The sequence below is a fragment of the Kitasatospora sp. CMC57 genome, from assembly GCF_045866025.2.
In the GTDB taxonomy this organism is placed as follows: Bacteria; Actinomycetota; Actinomycetes; order Streptomycetales; family Streptomycetaceae; genus Kitasatospora.
On sequence record NZ_AP035881.2, the window covers coordinates 3,581,103 to 3,597,869 of the forward strand.

The 16,767-nt window shown below is 69.7% G+C and carries 14 protein-coding genes and 1 tRNA gene; 10 read left to right on the top strand and 5 right to left on the bottom strand.

The genetic code is table 11. The features are described 5' to 3' along the window. Window positions 1-901: 901 nt before the first annotated feature. The 9 genes from dnaN (at window position 902) to ACKUU6_RS15845 (ending at window position 12,474) form a co-directional block, all read left to right on the top strand. Window positions 902-2,032 carry a DNA polymerase III subunit beta gene (gene dnaN, locus ACKUU6_RS15805; RefSeq protein WP_407989177.1) on the top strand — a complete coding sequence of 377 codons (1,131 nt, stop codon included), beginning with the start codon at window positions 902-904 and terminating at the stop codon, window positions 2,030-2,032. A 146-nt stretch (window positions 2,033-2,178) separates the two neighbouring features. After that, window positions 2,179-3,054, top strand: coding sequence for a phosphogluconate dehydrogenase (NAD(+)-dependent, decarboxylating) (gnd, locus tag ACKUU6_RS15810; RefSeq protein ID WP_407989178.1), 876 nt, complete (start codon window positions 2,179-2,181; stop codon window positions 3,052-3,054). Between the two features lie 30 nt (window positions 3,055-3,084). Further along, window positions 3,085-4,215 (top strand): DNA replication/repair protein RecF, encoded by a 1,131-nt coding sequence (recF, locus tag ACKUU6_RS15815; protein ID WP_407989179.1) that lies wholly within the window; start codon window positions 3,085-3,087, stop codon window positions 4,213-4,215. Window positions 4,216-4,476: 261 nt separating this feature from the next. Continuing rightward, on the top strand, window positions 4,477-4,989 hold the full coding sequence (locus tag ACKUU6_RS15820; RefSeq protein WP_407989180.1) for a DUF721 domain-containing protein: 513 nt from the start codon (window positions 4,477-4,479) through the stop codon (window positions 4,987-4,989). 274 nt (window positions 4,990-5,263) lie between these two features. Beyond that, window positions 5,264-7,276: a DNA topoisomerase (ATP-hydrolyzing) subunit B gene (gene gyrB, locus ACKUU6_RS15825; protein ID WP_407989181.1), complete on the top strand. Its 2,013-nt coding sequence runs from the start codon at window positions 5,264-5,266 to the stop codon at window positions 7,274-7,276. A gap of 47 nt (window positions 7,277-7,323) precedes the next feature. Continuing rightward, complete coding sequence (gyrA, locus tag ACKUU6_RS15830; RefSeq protein WP_407989182.1) at window positions 7,324-9,924, top strand: DNA gyrase subunit A; 2,601 nt, start codon at window positions 7,324-7,326, stop codon at window positions 9,922-9,924. A 147-nt stretch (window positions 9,925-10,071) separates the two neighbouring features. Then, on the top strand, window positions 10,072-10,809 hold the full coding sequence (locus ACKUU6_RS15835) for a DUF3566 domain-containing protein (RefSeq protein WP_407989183.1): 738 nt from the start codon (window positions 10,072-10,074) through the stop codon (window positions 10,807-10,809). A gap of 213 nt (window positions 10,810-11,022) precedes the next feature. Continuing rightward, entirely contained in the window at window positions 11,023-12,384 is a 1,362-nt protein-coding gene (locus ACKUU6_RS15840) for a class I SAM-dependent methyltransferase (protein WP_407989184.1), read from the top strand. A gap of 16 nt (window positions 12,385-12,400) precedes the next feature. Then, a tRNA-Ile gene (locus ACKUU6_RS15845) sits at window positions 12,401-12,474 on the top strand. 73 nt (window positions 12,475-12,547) lie between these two features. Here the strand turns inward: ACKUU6_RS15845 and ACKUU6_RS15850 are convergent. From ACKUU6_RS15850 to ACKUU6_RS15870, 5 genes are all read right to left on the bottom strand, one after another. Continuing rightward, window positions 12,548-13,699 carry a tyrosine-type recombinase/integrase gene (locus ACKUU6_RS15850; protein WP_407989186.1) on the bottom strand — a complete coding sequence of 384 codons (1,152 nt, stop codon included), beginning with the start codon at window positions 13,697-13,699 and terminating at the stop codon, window positions 12,548-12,550. After that, window positions 13,699-13,878, bottom strand: coding sequence for a helix-turn-helix domain-containing protein (locus tag ACKUU6_RS15855; protein ID WP_407989187.1), 180 nt, complete (start codon window positions 13,876-13,878; stop codon window positions 13,699-13,701). Before ACKUU6_RS15855 ends, ACKUU6_RS15850 begins: the two co-directional genes overlap by 1 nt. Next, window positions 13,860-15,284 (bottom strand): replication initiator protein RepSA, encoded by a 1,425-nt coding sequence (repSA, locus tag ACKUU6_RS15860; protein ID WP_407989188.1) that lies wholly within the window; start codon window positions 15,282-15,284, stop codon window positions 13,860-13,862. The genes ACKUU6_RS15855 and repSA overlap by 19 nt, the downstream gene beginning before the upstream one ends. Further along, on the bottom strand, window positions 15,281-15,544 hold the full coding sequence (locus tag ACKUU6_RS15865; protein ID WP_407989190.1) for a hypothetical protein: 264 nt from the start codon (window positions 15,542-15,544) through the stop codon (window positions 15,281-15,283). Before ACKUU6_RS15865 ends, repSA begins: the two co-directional genes overlap by 4 nt. Window positions 15,545-15,633: 89 nt before the next feature. Beyond that, on the bottom strand, window positions 15,634-15,831 hold the full coding sequence (locus tag ACKUU6_RS15870) for a hypothetical protein (protein ID WP_407989191.1): 198 nt from the start codon (window positions 15,829-15,831) through the stop codon (window positions 15,634-15,636). Between the two features lie 168 nt (window positions 15,832-15,999). Here ACKUU6_RS15870 and ACKUU6_RS15875 point away from each other — a divergent pair, with 168 nt between their 5' ends. Then, window positions 16,000-16,767 carry a GntR family transcriptional regulator gene (locus tag ACKUU6_RS15875; RefSeq protein ID WP_407989192.1) on the top strand — a complete coding sequence of 256 codons (768 nt, stop codon included), beginning with the start codon at window positions 16,000-16,002 and terminating at the stop codon, window positions 16,765-16,767.

The following is a 16,767-nucleotide window of genomic DNA, read 5'->3' on the forward strand; positions in this document are numbered from 1 at the left end:
CGCGTGCCCCAGGCCGGAGCGTCCGTACGGGGGCGTGGCGGGGAAAGCAGGTGTGGAGCGGGGGCGGCCTGGGCAGTAATCCACCGACTGACGCTCCGCCAGGCCGACTGCCGCGACGAACATCTGACCAGCTATTCGAACAGGTCAGGGCCGCAGGGCCGCAATCCACAGGATCGGGTGGTTTTCCCCCGTCCACAGGCTGAGGAGCTCGGAGTTATCCAGAATTCCTCCACAGGCCGGGCGCCGCTACGCTCTTCGACGCAGGTCAGCCCCCTGTGTACTTGTGCACAACAGTTATCCACAGGATGTGGACAGTTGACGGACCGCCAGGGGGCCAAATGGGTTGTCCACCGCTTGTCCCCAGGACCAGGGCGGTTATCCCCAGGTTCTCCACAGCGGCGTCCACAGTTCGACAACATTGGCGGGCCGTTCACCAGCCGGTGTGAAAGCCGTCACGTGATGTTGACCGAGCCCCGTGGATAACCGGGCCATGATCTGGGGACGGCCCTGGGGATAACCTGTGGATACTCAGAGTGCCCTGTGGGTAACGCTCGGTCGTCCACAGCAGGGCCTGGTTGTCCACACTCCGGGTCCACAGGCGCTGTGGACAGAAAACCGGGTCTGACCTGCGGAAACGGGGTTATCCACGGTATCCACAGGCCCTACTACTACCACTACACCTATAGACCCCTGAACATGCTTAATCGTGGGGTGGGCCGAAATCTGTGGACAACCGGACCGCGACATCTGTTCGGGTTGCTTCCGCCCGTGTGCCCCGGCTGTCGGTGGAGTAGGAGAGACTGTTCTCCGGCAGCCGGAGCCGAGGGGCTCAGCCCAGTGGGTCCGGTCCGGCCAGACGATCAAGACGCTGACAACAGCAGGACCCAGGAGGCGGTTACCGGTGAAGTTCCGGGTGGAGCGTGACGTCCTCGCGGAGGCGGTGGCCTGGGCTGCCCGCAGCCTCCCGGCGCGGCCGCCGGTGCCGGTGCTGGCCGGCCTGCTGCTGACGGCGCAGGACGGCAGTCTGGCCCTCTCCGGCTTCGACTACGAGGTCTCGGCCCGGGTCGAGCTGGCGGCGGACGTCGAGGAGGCGGGCACGGTGCTGGTCTCCGGCCGGCTGCTGAACGACATCTCCCGCAACCTGCCGAACCGGCCGGTGGAGATCTCCACCGACGGCATGCGGGTCAGCGTGGTCTGCGGCTCCTCGCGGTTCACACTCCCCACGCTCCCTGTGGACGAGTACCCGTCGCTGCCGCAGATGCCCACCGCGACCGGCACGGTCTCCGGCGAGGTCTTCGCCTCGGCCGTCAGCCAGGCCGCCGTCGCGGCCGGCCGGGACGACACCCTGCCGGTGCTGACGGGCGTCCGGGTGGAGATCGAGGGCGACAAGATCACCTTGGCCGCCACCGACCGCTACCGCTTCGCGGTCCGCGAGCTCATGTGGAAGCCGGAGCAGGCCGACATCTCGGCGGTCGCCCTGGTGCCCGCCAAGACGCTCCAGGACATCGCCAAGTCGCTCGGCAGCGGCGACACGGTCTCGATCGCGCTCGCCTCCGGCGGTGCCGGTGAGGGCCTGATCGGCTTCGAGGGCGCCGGCCGCCGGACCACCACTCGCCTGCTGGAGGGTGAGTTCCCGAAGTTCCGCAGCCTCTTCCCGACCGAGTTCAGCGCGGTCGCCGCGATCCAGACCCAGCCGTTCCTGGAGGCGCTCAAGCGCGTCTCGCTGGTGGCCGAGCGGAACACGCCGGTCCGGCTGAGCTTCGAGCAGGGCGTGCTCACCCTGGAGGCCGGCTCGGGCGACGACGCCCAGGCCACCGAGCGGGTCGAGGCCGACCTCGAGGGCGACGACATCTCGATCGCCTTCAACCCGGGCTACCTGGAGGAGGGCCTCAAGGCCATCGACTCCGCGTACGCCCAGCTGAGCTTCACCACCGCCACCAAGCCGGCCCTGCTGAGCGGCCGCCCGGCGGTGGATGCCGAGGCGGACGAGGCGTACCAGTACCTGATCATGCCGGTCCGCCTCTCCGGCTGAGACTCCGGCAGTTCGTCTCCACAGCTGTGGACAACCCCTCCCCCGGTCAGCTCTGGCCGGGGGAGGCCTGGTTCCCGGCGGCGTAGGCTCAGCCTGTGCGGCAACGGCGCCGCCGTCAGGCACGTCACCACAGGTAAGGACTTGTCATGGAGCTCGGCCTCATCGGTCTCGGCAAGATGGGCGGCAACATGCGCGAGCGCATCCGCCGCGCAGGGCACACCGTCATCGGTTTCGACCGCAACCCGGAACTCGCCGACGTGGACAGCCTCGAGGAGCTCGTCAGCAAGCTCGAGGCCCCCCGCGTGGTCTGGGTCATGGTCCCGGCCGGCGGCCCGACCCAGGACACGGTGGACCAGCTGGCCGAGCTGCTCTCCCCCGGCGATGTGGTGGTCGACGGCGGCAACTCGCGCTGGACGGACGACGTCAAGCACGCCGAGGCGCTGGCCGCCAAGGGCATCGGCTTCGTCGACTGCGGCGTCTCCGGCGGCGTCTGGGGCCTGGAGAACGGCTACGCGCTGATGTACGGCGGCGAGGCGGCCGACGTCGCCAAGGTGCAGCCGGTCTTCGACGCGCTGAAGCCCGAGGGCGAGTTCGGTGGCGTGCACGCGGGCAAGGTCGGCGCCGGACACTTCGCCAAGATGGTCCACAACGGCATCGAGTACGCGATGATGCAGGCGTTCGCCGAGGGCTGGGAGCTGCTGGAGGCGGCCCCCGAGGTCACCGACGTGCGCGAGGTCTTCCGCAGCTGGCAGGAGGGCACCGTGATCCGCTCCTGGCTGCTCGACCTGGCCGTCCGGGCGCTGGACGACGACGAGCACCTGGCCAAGCTCAAGGGCTGGGCCGCCGACTCGGGTGAGGGCCGCTGGACGGTCGAGGCCGCGATCGACCACGCGGTGCCGCTGCCCGCGATCACCGCCTCGCTGTTCGCCCGGTTCGCCTCCCGGCAGGACGACTCCCCGCAGATGAAGATGATCGCCGCGCTGCGCAACCAGTTCGGCGGCCACGCGGTCGAGTCCAAGTAACTCCCCAGAAGGCGAGCGCAGTTCACAGCCATGCATGTCGCGCACCTGTCGCTCGCCGACTTCCGTTCGTACGCCGGGGTCGAGGTGCCCCTCGACCCCGGCGTGACGGCTTTCGTGGGGCCGAACGGCCAGGGCAAGACCAACCTGGTCGAGGCGATCGGCTACGTGGCCACCCTGGGCAGCCACCGGGTGGCCACCGACGCCCCGCTGATTCGGCTCGGTGCCGAGCGGGCGGTGGTCCGCACCAGCATCCTGCGGGACGGGCGGTCGACCCTGGTCGAGCTGGAGATCACCGCGGGCAAGGCCAACCGGGCGCGGATCAACCGCTCCGACAACGTCCGCCCCAGGGACGTGCTCGGTCTGCTCCGCACCGTGCTGTTCGCCCCCGAGGACCTGGCCCTGGTGAAGGGCGACCCGGGTGAGCGCCGCCGCTTCCTGGACGAGCTGCTGACCGCCCGCGCGCCCCGGCTGGCCGGGGTCCGCTCCGACTACGAGCGGGTACTCAAGCAGCGCAACGCCCTGCTCAAGACCGCCGCGGCCGCCCGCCGGGGCGGTGGCGGCAAGGGTGCCGACCTCTCCACGCTGGAGATCTGGGACGGTCATCTGGCGCGGGCCGGTGCCGAGTTGACGGCGTTCCGGCTGCAACTGGTGGCCGCCCTGCAACCGCTGGTGGCGCAGGCGTACGAGCAGCTGGCGCCCGGCGGCGGGGAGACCGTGCTGGAGTACCGCAGCTCCTTCGAGGGTGCGCTGCCGACCAGCCGGGAGGAGGCCGAGCAGCAGCTGTTGGAGGCCCTGCTGACGGTCCGTCCGCAGGAGGTGGCCCGCGGCCTGACCCTGGTCGGCCCGCACCGCGACGAGCTGGGCCTGAAGCTGGGCCCGCTGCCGGCCAAGGGGTACGCCAGCCACGGTGAGTCCTGGTCCTACGCCCTCGCGCTCCGGCTGGCCTCGTACGAGCTGCTGAAGGCCGACGGCGGCGAGCCGGTGCTGATCCTGGACGACGTCTTCGCCGAGCTGGACGCCCGCCGCCGGGACCGGCTGGCCGAACTGGTGGCCGGCGCCGAGCAGGTCCTGGTCACCGCCGCCGTCCCGGAGGACGTGCCGAAGGCACTGAGCGGTGTCCGCTACGCCGTGGCGGACGGAACAGTGACCCGCCTGGACTGAGGGGCTCCGCCGGTAGCGGGCCGGCGTCGCGTCCCCGGACTTTCGCCCCACCCTTCGGGCGGGAGGTGCCCCCTCGGACGGCTTCTCCTCGGTCGCCGATGCTCCGCCTGGATTCGCCCCCAGCCTTCGGCCGGGAGGGGCCCCGCGTCGGCACCGCCCAGACTCGGTCCGGACGCCGCTCCTTCACCCGGCCCGCGACCGGCGGAGCCCCGAAGTCGTACTCTGGAAACTTCATCCACAGCCTGGGGACAAGGAGCCGCCATGGGCGAGACGCCGGAGCTCTCGGGCGTGGACCTGGCCCGGGTCGCGCTGCGGGCGGCGAAGGAGCAGGCCAGGCAGCGGGGCGAGCAGGTCCGCGAGAAGCGTGAGGCGAGGCGGCACGGACTGCGCAGCGGGGCGCGCGCGGACGGTCGCGACCCGGTTCCGCTGGGGGCCGCGCTGACCCGGCTGATCACCGAGCGGGGCTGGGAGGCGCCGGCCGCGGTGGGCGGGGTGATGGGCCGCTGGCCGCAGATCGTCGGTCCCGACATCGCGGCGCACTGTGTGCCGAAGCAGTACGCGGAGGCCGAGGCGGTGCTCACCGTACAGTGCGACTCGACCGCCTGGGCCACTCAACTCCGTTTGCTGGCACGCCAGTTGGTGGCCCGGTTGAACCACGAGCTGGGGCACGGCACGGTCAGGGTGATCAAGGTTCTCGGGCCGGACGCGCCGCAGCGCGGGTACGGCCGGCTGCGTGCCCCCGGGAGCAAGGGGCCGGGCGACACCTGGGGGTAGCTCGGGTGCCGAAGGGAAGCCGATCTTCCGGAACCGCTGACGGCCCTTTTGAGCGCTCTCAGCCCCCCTGGCGAGTATCGGGACATGTCCCGAGGGTATTCAGGGCGCCTCATCTGCCTTCTGAGGCTGCCAAACGGCCATCTATGTCAGTCGTACCGGTAGACTGGAAGCCAAACACTGTTGCTCGTAGCAACCGAGTCGAAACGCCGTGGTCGCAGGCTCGCCCGTCCGATGGGCAGGTCTGCGGCCCGCGCTGTGCCAGAGAGGGCGCTTCGTGGCCGATTCCGGCAACTCCAGCCAGACCCCAGACCCCACCGACCAGGCAGCGCCCGTGGACAGTCGCGGGGCGTACGACGCCACCGCGATCCAGGTGCTGGAGGGCCTCGACGCCGTCCGCAAGCGCCCGGGCATGTACATCGGTTCGACCGGTGAGCGCGGCCTGCACCACCTGGTGCAGGAGATCGTGGACAACTCCGTCGACGAGGCGCTGGCGGGGCACGCCGACACCATCGACGTGACGATCCTGGCCGACGGCGGCGTCCGGGTCACCGACAACGGCCGCGGCATCCCGGTCGGCATCATGCCGGGCCAGGACAAGCCAGCCGTCGAGGTCGTGCTGACCGTCCTGCACGCGGGCGGCAAGTTCGGCGGTGGCGGCTACGCCGTCTCCGGTGGTCTGCACGGCGTCGGCGTCTCGGTGGTGAACGCGCTCTCCACCCGCCTGGCGGTGGAGATCCTCACCGAGGGCGCCCGCTGGACGCAGGAGTACAAGTCGGGTGTCCCGACCGCGCCGCTGGCCAAGCACGAGGACGTGGACCGCACCGGCACCACGGTGACCTTCTGGGCCGACCCGGACATCTTCGAGACCACGGTCTACTCGTTCGAGACGCTCTCCCGCCGGTTCCAGGAGATGGCCTTCCTCAACAAGGGCCTGTCGATCTCGCTGACCGACGAGCGCCCCGAGCACGCGGACGACGAGGGCAACCCGCTCACGATCACCTACCGCTACGACGGCGGCATCGCCGACTTCGTCACCCACCTGAACTCCCGCAAGGGCGACGTCATCCACCCCTCGGTGATCGACTTCGAGGCGGAGGACAAGGACAAGACGATCTCGGTGGAGATCGCGATGCAGTGGAACACCTCCTACACGGAGAGCGTCTACTCCTTCGCGAACACCATCCACACGCACGGCGGCGGTACCCACGAGGAGGGCTTCCGCGCCGCGCTGACCGGCCTGGTCAACCGCTACGCGCGGGACAAGAAGCTGCTCCGGGAGAAGGACGACAACCTCTCCGGCGAGGACATCCGCGAGGGTCTGACCGCGATCATCTCGGTCAAGCTCGGCGAGCCGCAGTTCGAGGGCCAGACCAAGGACAAGCTGGGCAACACCGAGGTCAAGACCTTCGTCCAGCGGGTGGTGCACGAGCAGCTGAACGACTGGCTGGACCGCAACCCCAACGAGGCCTCGGACATCATCCGCAAGTCGATCCAGGCGGCCACCGCCCGGGTCGCCGCCCGCAAGGCGCGCGACCTGACCCGCCGCAAGGGCCTGCTGGAGTCGGCCTCGCTGCCGGGCAAGCTGAGCGACTGCCAGTCCAAGGACCCGTCCGAGTGCGAGATCTTCATCGTCGAGGGCGACTCGGCCGGCGGCTCGGCCAAGCAGGGCCGTGACCCCCGGGTGCAGGCCATCCTGCCGATCCGCGGCAAGATCCTGAACGTCGAGAAGGCCCGGATCGACAAGGTGCTGCAGAACACCGAGGTCCAGGCGCTGATCTCGGCCTTCGGCTGCGGCATCCAGGAGGACTACGACGAGTCCAAGCTCCGCTATCACAAGATCGTCCTGATGGCGGACGCCGACGTCGACGGGCAGCACATCCGCACCCTGCTGCTCACCCTGCTGTTCCGCTTCATGCGGCCGCTGGTCGAGGGCGGGTACGTCTACCTGGCGATGCCGCCGCTGTACAAGATCAAGTGGGGCAAGGACGACTTCGAGTACGTCTACTCCGACCGCGAGCGCGACGCGGTGATCTCGGCCGGCGTGGCCGCCGGGCGCCGGCTGCCCAAGGACGACGCCATCCAGCGCTTCAAGGGTCTCGGTGAGATGAACGCCGAGGAGCTCCGGATCACCACCATGGACCAGGCGCACCGGCTGCTCCAGCAGATCACCCTGGAGGACGCGGCCCGGGCCGACGACCTCTTCTCGGTCCTGATGGGCGAGGACGTCGAGGCCCGCCGTTCCTTCATCCAGCGCAACGCCAAGGACGTCCGCTTCCTGGACGTGTGACGCACCCTCAGCACACTCCAGTCCGCGTGAAAGGAAACTGACCAGCAGTGGTCGACGACAACCGTCCTGACGGCGAGCAGCCGGACGACACCTCCACCGACACCTTCGTGTCCCGGGTCGAGCCGATCGAGCTCGAGACCGAGATGCAGCGCTCGTACCTCGACTACGCGATGAGCGTGATCGTCAGCCGGGCGCTGCCCGAGGTGCGCGACGGCCTCAAGCCGGTGCACCGCCGGGTGCTGTACGCGATGTACGACGGTGGGTACCGGCCCGAGAAGGGCTACTACAAGTGCGCCCGCGTGGTCGGCGACGTGATGGGCAACTACCACCCGCACGGCGACACCTCGATCTACGACACCGTGGTCCGGCTCGCGCAGCCCTGGTCGCTGCGGATGCCCCTGGTCGACGGCAACGGCAACTTCGGTTCCCCGGGCAACGACCCGGCCGCCGCGATGCGGTACACCGAGTGCAAGATGATGCCGCTGGCCATGGAGATGATGCGGGACATCGACGAGGAGACCGTCGACTTCGCCGCCAACTACGACGGCCGCTCGCAGGAGCCGACCGTCCTGCCGGCCCGCATCCCCAACCTGCTGATCAACGGTGCCACCGGCATCGCGGTCGGCATGGCCACCAACATCCCGCCGCACAACCTCCGCGAGGTCGCCTCCGGCGCGCTCTGGGCGCTGGAGCACCCCGAGGCCTCCAACGAGGAGCTGCTGGAGGCGCTGATCGAGCGGATCAAGGCGCCGGACTTCCCGACCGGTGCGCTGATCGTCGGCCGCCGCGGCATCGAGGACGCGTACCGGACCGGGCGCGGCTCGATCACCATGCGCGCGGTGGTCGAGGTCGAGGAGATCCAGGGCCGGCAGTGCCTGGTGATCACCGAGCTGCCGTACCAGGTGAACCCGGACAACCTGGCGCTGAAGATCGCCGACCTGGTGAAGGACGGCCGGGTGGCCGGCATCGCCGACGTCCGGGACGAGTCCTCCAGCCGGACGGGCCAGCGCCTGGTGGTCGTGCTCAAGCGCGACGCGGTCGCCAAGGTGGTGCTGAACAACCTCTACAAGCACACCGACCTGCAGACCAACTTCGGCGCCAACATGCTGGCCCTGGTCGACGGGGTGCCGCGCACGCTGTCGCTGGACGCCTTCATCCGGCACTGGGTCAACCACCAGGTCGAGGTCATCGTCCGCCGGACCACGTTCCGGCTGCGCAAGGCCGAGGAGCGTGCGCACATCCTGCGCGCGCTGCTCAAGGCGCTGGACCAGATCGACGCGGTGATCGCGCTGATCCGGGCGTCCGAGAGCGCCGACGCGGCCCGCACCGGCCTGATGGGCCTGCTCCAGATCGACGAGCTGCAGGCCAACGCGATCCTCGAGATGCAGCTGCGCAGGCTGGCCGCGCTGGAGAGCGCGCGCATCCTGAGCGAGCACGACGAGCTCCAGGCCAAGATCAACGAGTACAACGCGATCCTGGCCTCGCCGAGCCGTCAGCGCGGGATCATCTCCGAGGAGCTCACCGCGATCGTCGAGAAGTACGGCGACGAGCGGCGCTCCACGCTGATCCCCTTCGACGGCGACATGTCGGTCGAGGACCTGATCGCCGAAGAGGACATCGTCGTCACGATCACCCGGGGCGGCTACGTCAAGCGCACCCGCTCGGACCTCTACCGCTCGCAGAAGCGCGGCGGCAAGGGCGTCCGGGGTGCGCAGCTGAAGCAGGACGACATCGTCGACCACTTCTTCGTGACCACCACGCACAACTGGATCCTGTTCTTCACCAACAAGGGCCGGGTCTACCGGGCCAAGGGCTACGAACTGCCGGACGCCGGCCGGGACGCCCGCGGCCAGCACGTGGCCAACCTGCTGGCCTTCCAGCCGGAGGAGCACATCACCCAGGTGATGGCGGTCCGGACGTACGAGGACAAGCCGTACCTGGTGCTGGCTACCCGGGGGGGTCTGGTGAAGAAGACCCCGCTCAAGGACTACGACTCCCCGCGCTCCGGCGGTCTGATCGCGATCAACCTCCGGGAGATCGAGGACGGCCGGGACGACGAGCTGATCGGTGCCGAGCTGGTCTCCGCCGAGGACGACCTGCTGCTGGTCTCGAAGAAGGCCCAGTCGATCCGGTTCACCGCGACCGACGAGGCGCTCCGGCCGATGAGCCGGGCCACCTCCGGGGTGAAGGGCATGGCGTTCCGCGAGGACGACGAACTGCTCTCGATGAACGTGGTCCGGCCCAGCACCTTCGTGTTCACCGCCACCGATGGTGGGTACGCGAAGCGGACGTCGGTGGACGAGTACCGTGTCCAGGGTCGCGGCGGTTTCGGCACCAAGGCGGCGAAGATCGTCGAGGGCCGGGGCTCGCTGGTCGGCGCGCTGGTGGTCGAGGAGACCGACGAGATCATGGCGATCACCCTCTCGGGCGGCGTCATCAGGACCAGGGTTTCCGGAGTTCGTGAAACCGGACGTGACACGATGGGCGTCCAACTGATCAACCTCGGAAAGCGCGACGCGGTGGTGGGCATGGCCCGCAACGCGGAGGCGGACGACGAGGAGGTCCTGGAGGACGAGGGCATCGCCCCCGACACCTCTGCGGCCGCCGAAGATGTGACCACGGCTGACGACGTGGCCGAACAGGCCTGATCGCGAGCCCTGGTGGCCGGTGCCCGACCCTCGTGGACGGGCACCGGCCACTGACCAGTACCGGGCAATCCGGCCGGGCGCTGGAGCAGTTGAGACGAGCAGGGCGGTGACCACCCGACCTGCTGGGTGAGTTGCGGGAGGACCAGGGTGAGTGGAGCCACGGGTGCTGCGGGCGGTACCGGGGGCGGACTGCCGGGCGGCGGTTCGTACGGTGGAGCCGGCGGCGCGACCGGTGGACTGCCCGGGGTGCCGCCGCGCCCGGCCGGGGCGCCTCCGGGTGCGGGTGAGTCCGGCGCCTCGACCTCGCTGATGCCGCCGGTGGCCGGCGGCGGGGGGTACGGCTCGACTACGCAGCCGCCCGCGCAGCAACCGGCCGCAGCCGGTTTCTCGCAGCCGACCACCTACACCAAGGGGCAGCCCACGCCGCCCCGGGGCACCCGCACCGGCCCGCCCGGGCCCGCCGCCCCGGCGAGCGGCGCCGCGCGCCGTCCTGGCCCCGCCGCGCCGGTCGGCCGGGTCCGCAAGGCCAGGCTGCGGGTCACCAAGGCCGACCCCTGGTCGGTGATGAAGGTCAGCTTCCTGCTCTCGCTGGCCGTCGGGGTGGTCATCATCGTGGCCACCGCCGTGCTCTGGATGACGCTGGACGGGCTCGGGGTCTTCGACTCCCTCGGCAGCACATTGAAGGAGATGACGGGCAACGAGTCCGCCGGGGCGGTCGACCTGATGGACTACGTCGGCTTCGGCAAGGTGATGACGTTCACCGTGCTGATCGCGGTGGTCGACGTCGTGCTGATGACCGCACTGGCGACCCTCTCCGCCTTCATCTACAACACCGCGGCCGGCTTCACCGGCGGCATCGAGCTCACTCTGGCGGAGGAGGACTGACGCTCCGTCGGTTGTTTTGAGCCAGCTTCGTCCTCCTGTGCGGAGAGCGGAATGCGGCGGGCCCCCACGGCTGTTCCAGCCGTGGGGGCCCGCCGCATTCGGGTGACAGCTTTCCGGTCTCGGCGTGCCGCGGGTGAGGCGGCGGGCCGGGCTGTGTTGGCTGTCCGTGCGGAGGGGGGCCGACAGAGGCGATTCGGCGGTCGGAGGCGTGGCATGGCTCAGCTCGCAGGACAACTGCTCGGTGCGGTGGAGGAACTGTTCGGGTCTCGGATCCCGCTCCGGGTCCGGCTCTGGGACGGCAGCGAGGCCGGCCCGTCCGACGGCCCGCTGGTGGTGCTGCGCAACCGCAGGGCCCTGCGGCATCTGCTCTGGCAGCCCGGCGAGCTCGGCCTGGCCAGGGCGTACGTCTCCGGCGACCTCGACCTGGCGCCCGGCGCGGATCTGTACGAAGTCCTCTCGGCGGCCGCCGAGTTCGCCGAACGGCCGGAGGTCCTCCGGCTCGATCTCGGCCCCCGGGACGTGGTCGGCCCGGCCGGCCGCCGGGTGCTCGGTCTCCTGCTGCGGGCCGGTGCGATCGGCCCCCGGCCCACTCCCCCGCCGGAGGAGGCCAGGCTCGGTGGCGGCCGCGCCCACAGCCGGGGCCGGGACCGGGCGGCGATCAGCCACCACTACGACGTCGGCAACGAGTTCTACGGCCTGGTGCTCGGCTCCTCGATGGTCTACTCCTGCGCCTACTGGGAGCCTGCGGCGAAGAGCCTGGAGGACGCCCAGGCGGCCAAGCTCGACCTGATCTGCCGCAAGCTCGGCCTGCGGCCCGGCATGCGCCTGCTGGACGTCGGCTGCGGTTGGGGATCGCTGCTGCTGCACGCGGCCGAGCACTACGGCGTCCGGGCGGTCGGCGTCTCGATCTCGGCCGAGCAGGTCGCGCTCGCCAGGCAGCGGGTCGAGGAGGCCGGGCTCGGTGACCGGATCGAGGTCCGGCTGCAGGACTACCGGGAGATCTCCGACGGCCCGTTCGACGCCATCTCCAGCGTCGGGATGGCCGAGCACGTCGGCGCCGTCCAGTACCAGGTCTACGCGAGCGGTCTGTACGGGCTGCTGGCTCCCGGCGGCCGGCTGCTGAACCACCAGATCGCCCGCCGCCCCGACCTGCCCGGCATCCCGTACAGCCCGAGCCCGTTCATCAACCACTACGTCTTCCCCGACGGGGAGCTCTCCCCCGTCGGCTCCACCGTCGGCGCCCTGGAGGAGGCGGGCTTCGAGGTCCGCGACCTGGAGTCGCTCCGGGAGCACTACGGCCTGACCCTCCGCGAGTGGGTCGCCAACCTGGAGGCCCACTGGTCGCAGGCCACCCGCCTGGTCGGCCACGGCCGGGCCCGGGTCTGGCGCCTGTACATGGCGGCCTGCGCCCTGGCCTTCGAGCAGAACCGGATCGGCATCAACCAGATCCTGGCCGTCCGCCCCACCGCCACGGGCGCCAGCAACCTGCCCGCGACCCGTGCCCAGTGGCTCGCCGCAGCCCCTGAGCTGGGCCCCGCCGATACGGATTTGGGAGATCGGCCGTCGGTCCGCTAATCTTTCAGTGCGGCAAGGGCCTATAGCTCAGACGGTTAGAGCGCTTCCCTGATAAGGAAGAGGCCACAGGTTCAAGTCCTGTTAGGCCCACCTGCAAAGAAGGCCCCCACTCGATCGAGTGGGGGCCTTCTGACATCTACGGTCTGACAACAACGGCTGTGGATCAGAGGCCGTTCATTCCGTCCCGCAGTTTGTCGCTCAGCTTGGCGGCTGCGGCCCGCTGTGAGGCGGACGTCACATGGGTGTAGATCTCCAGGGTGGTCGTGATCCGGCTGTGTCGGAGGATCTTCTGCGCGTCGTTCGGGTGGACCCCGAGGAAGGCCAGCAGACTGCCGGTCGTGTGCCGAGTGTGGTGCAGCGGAATGCGCCGGATGCCGGACCGCAGGACGCGCCGCTCGAAGCTCCCCGAGAAACCGTCAGGGTCGATCATGCCGCCGGAATCGCTGGTGAAGACGAGGTCCGTCTCGGTCCAGGTTCCGCCGGCCTTTGCCTTCTCCAGCCGCTGAAGCTGGCGCCGTTCCCCCAGCGCTTCGAGGCAGAGCCGAGGCAGCGGCAGTGCGCCCTTCGAGTGCTCGGTCTTCAGGTCCGTCAGGACCAGCCCAGCCCCCTTCCGGCGCTGCACCTGCTTGCGAGGGTGAGCAACCCCTTCGGCGAAGTCCAGGTCGATCCAGCGCAGGCCCAGCAGCTCACCACGTCGTAGGCCCAGCACGATGGCGAACACGAACGCGGCGTACAGCCGGTGGGAGCGGGTCGACCGCAGGAAGCCGATCGCCTCCTGTGCCTTCCAGGGGATGACCTCCTTGGATTCCGCCTTCGGCATGTCGACCAGCTGGGCGACGTTCCGGAGGAGCAGTTCCTCCCGCATGGCCCGGTTGAGAGCGTTCCGCAGGGTCTTCAGGCACTCCTGTTGGGTGGCTCCGCCGACGTGGTCGGTCTTGAGCTGGCGGAGGAACCGCCGTACGTCATCGATGCTCAGCTTGGTCAGCTTCTTTGTCCCCAGCCTGGGGACAAGGTAAAGGCGGACCATCGTCTCGTACTTGCTGTACGTGGTCGGGCGCTGGTTGGGCTCGACGATGTCGGCCAGCCAGTGCTTGAGGTACCCGGCAACGGTCCATGCCTTGTCCGGCACCGGGACGCCCTTGCGCTCCTGTGCCTGCAACTGCGCGACCTTCTCAGCCGCTTCGTCATACGTCTTGCCGTACACGGTCTTTCGAACCCGCCGACCAAGCGTGTCGGTCACGTAGACCGCGCCCATGTACCGGCCGTCCGACCGCTTGACGATCGTTCCGGCACCGTTCGGGTTCTTCTTGGCCATCAGGCTGCCTCCTCAAGTCGGATGGCCACGAAGGCCCGTACGGCGTCGGAGGGCACGCGGCGAGCCCTGCCGATGGTGATGGACACGAGCTGGCGCGTCCGGATCAGGTCGTAGACGGCAGAGCGGCCGAGCTTGAGCCGCGCCATGACCTCAGGGACGGTCAGCAGTTCGTCAGCCATGCCCGTTCTTCCTCCTCCAGCGCGATCAGCTCTTGCCTGCCGGTGGTGCGGTTCTCGTGCACTTCGCGGGCGATGCTGGCGGCGAGCATCGACTCACCGGGCGAGTTGCCTGCTCCGGCGAAGGTCCAGTGGGCGACGACGAGGGTTTCCGCCTCGGGTAGGTCGTCCAGATCCGGGAGACCGGCGGCGAGGAGTCGGTCCCTGAGGTCTTGGTGGGCCTGTTCTGCGCGGTAGTCGGCTCGGACCTGGCGGAGTGCGCCGAGGGTGGTCGAGTAGGCCGGGCTTTTGCTGGAGAAGTGGCCCCGGAAGCCGAGCATGTGCGACCAGTGCGCGAGGAGCCGGTCCGGGTAGAGGGTGTCGAGGTCCCAGCAGGCTTCGATCAGGCGCCGGGTGTGCGGGGGCAGGTCGTGCCGGTCCAGTTCGTGGCGTTCCAGGATGCGGCGGTCCACGGTCTCGGTGGTCTCCGCCGACTTGGTCGCGTACTTCGCGACGTACGAGGCGACGGCCTGTTCGGAGATCGGTCCGGTACCGAACGCGCCGATGGGTCGGACGTCCACCTGCTTGCCCCACTCCAGGACCCGGGCGGGGTGCGGTCCGGCGGCGGCCACGGGGATGCCGGCGCGGCGGGCGGCAGCGCGGATCGCCGCGTCCAGGAGGCTGACGGTTGCCCAGGTCGGGGGTGGGGAGTCGGGTCCGCCGGGGCCGTCGATGCGGATCACGGCGTGGAAGTGGACCGCGCCACGGCGCTGGAACTCGGCGACCTTGCCGAAGGAGATCCGGGCCTGTTCCTTGAGCTCCCGCTGGTAGAGCCCAGCCATCTTGGCCATCACCCGGAATAGGTAGATCGTGAAGCGCCGCCACAGATCGGGCGCGTGGTTGTTCCACAGCACGGCGTGCGCGTAGTCGTACCGCTCCGGGTCCAGCGGCGTACCCAGCACGGCGGAACCGGCAACGTGCACCAGGCCGCAGCGGCAGGGACCGGAGTCGGGCCGGTTGTGGATCGGGCCGAACGACGGCGCGGTGAGCGTCGCGAACACGCGGGGATGGGTCCGCACGGTGGCCGGGACGCCCTTGTCCTGGTCCCCGGCGAGTCCGGCGCGGATCAGGTGGAAGGTGTCCGCCGAGTACGTCCGGGCACACGACGGGCAGCGCGAGGCACGGCGGTTGCCGCAGGCGACCTTGAGTCGGTTGCCGGGCTCGTGCTCGGTCGAGTAGCGGTGCCAGACCGCGCCGGTCGGGGCGTGCACGAGGGTGCGGAAGCCCTTCAGGTGCACCGGATTCGAGCAGCCACCCGTGCGGCGGATCTGGTGTTCAAGCTCGGGGAGGTCTCCCCGGGCGGCGAGGCGGGCCAAGTCGGCGACAGCCAGCCGGTCAGCCTCCGGGGAGGCAGTAGCGCGGAGGCTCATGCCGTGACCTCCAGAACCTTGGCGCCACCGCAGACCAGGCACCAGATGCCGAAGCCGGTGGAGTCCCAACCGGTACCAGCACAGTCCTGGCAGTCCGCCCAGCTCCGGGCGGCGAACTCGGCCGAGCAGTCAGCCGACGACTTGGGGTGGTGCTCGGAGCAGACCGGGCACTCACGGCCGGAGCGCACCAGGCGGACGGGCTCCGGCCGGACGGGGCGGAGCGAGATCACGGGGGCGACGAGGGCAACGGCAGCAGGCATGATGGAACTTCCCCTTCGAGGGAGCCCGGGGCGGCGGCTCTGCTTGGCGGTAGGTGCGCCGCCCCGGGGCAGGGTCGATCAGGACTGGGTCACTTCTTCTTCTGGCCGCTGATCAACTTGCCCAGGCGCGACGTGAACTCGGTCTTGGTCTGCACGTGGGTGACCGTGGCGGTGCCGGGCTTGTAGTGCTCGATCACCCCGCCCTGCGCGAAGTGGGAGACCTGACGTGCGTCGTGCTGGATGCGGTCCGCCTCGGACTTGGCCTCTTCGCGGATCTTCTTGAACATGTCTGGTCCCTTCGAAAGTGAGGGGCAGCGGCTCTGCTTGGCGGTAGGTGTGCGGCCCCGACTGAGGTGTTCTCTTCCCTGCCTCACTAGTGAGGTAGTGATTACAAGTTAGCGCCACCCACCGGAAGCGTCAATACCTCACTAGTGAGGCTTTGCTACTCTGGCTGTATGACCATCAATCCCAACGACCCCCGGTCCCCGTCCCGCCAGATCGCAGACTCCCTGCGCGAGCGCATCAGCCGGAACGAGCTGGCCCCGGGCGCGGCTCTGCCGTCCGAGCGAGAGCTCGTTGCCGAGTTCGGTACGGCGCCGCAGACGGCACGCCAGGCAGTCGCTCTGCTGAAGGCGGAGGGCCTGGTCGTTGGTGTGCGCGGCAAGGGCGTGTTCGTCCGGGAGAAGCCCCCGATCATCCGGGTCGGCTCGGATCGTGTCGCTCGGCACCACCGGGACTCCGGAAAGGCCGCCTTCCAGGCTGAGGTGGAAGCCGCAGGGCTCCAGTGGCGCCAAGAGATGCTGGAGATGGCCGACGTGCCAGCCCCGGCGTGGGTCGCCGAGTGGTTCGGGATCGAGGCCGGTGCGACGGTGTTCGTCAGGCGCCGGCGGACCTGGATCGAGAACTACCCGACGCAGCTGGCAGACAGCTACTTCCAGCTGCACACTGTCGAGGGCACCGCGATCCGGGAGGAGAACACCGGACCGGGCGGCAGCTACAAGCGGCTGGAGGAGAAGGGCTACCGGCTGACCAAGTTCCGGGAGGAGATCGAGGCCCGGATGCCGACGCCCGACGAGAGCAGCGCCCTTCGGCTCGTCCCTGGCACGCCGGTCGCCGAGCTTCACCGAATCGCTTTCGTCGGGGATGATCCCGTCGAGGTCTTCCGCTCTGTGATGGCAGCCGACCGTCACGTCTTCGCCTACGAGTTCCCCGCCCCCGAGTAG

Coding starts and splice junctions, on each gene's coding strand:
- gnd (WP_407989178.1), top strand. CDS start 2,179: ATGGAGCTCGGCCTCATCGGTCTCGGCAAGATGGGCGGCAACATGCGC.
- recF (WP_407989179.1), top strand. CDS start 3,085: ATGCATGTCGCGCACCTGTCGCTCGCCGACTTCCGTTCGTACGCCGGG.
- ACKUU6_RS15820 (WP_407989180.1), top strand. CDS start 4,477: ATGGGCGAGACGCCGGAGCTCTCGGGCGTGGACCTGGCCCGGGTCGCG.
- ACKUU6_RS15840 (WP_407989184.1), top strand. CDS start 11,023: ATGGCTCAGCTCGCAGGACAACTGCTCGGTGCGGTGGAGGAACTGTTC.
- ACKUU6_RS15850 (WP_407989186.1), bottom strand. CDS start 13,699: ATGGCCAAGAAGAACCCGAACGGTGCCGGAACGATCGTCAAGCGGTCG.
- ACKUU6_RS15855 (WP_407989187.1), bottom strand. CDS start 13,878: ATGGCTGACGAACTGCTGACCGTCCCTGAGGTCATGGCGCGGCTCAAG.
- repSA (WP_407989188.1), bottom strand. CDS start 15,284: ATGAGCCTCCGCGCTACTGCCTCCCCGGAGGCTGACCGGCTGGCTGTC.
- ACKUU6_RS15865 (WP_407989190.1), bottom strand. CDS start 15,544: ATGCCTGCTGCCGTTGCCCTCGTCGCCCCCGTGATCTCGCTCCGCCCC.
- ACKUU6_RS15870 (WP_407989191.1), bottom strand. CDS start 15,831: ATGTTCAAGAAGATCCGCGAAGAGGCCAAGTCCGAGGCGGACCGCATC.
- ACKUU6_RS15875 (WP_407989192.1), top strand. CDS start 16,000: ATGACCATCAATCCCAACGACCCCCGGTCCCCGTCCCGCCAGATCGCA.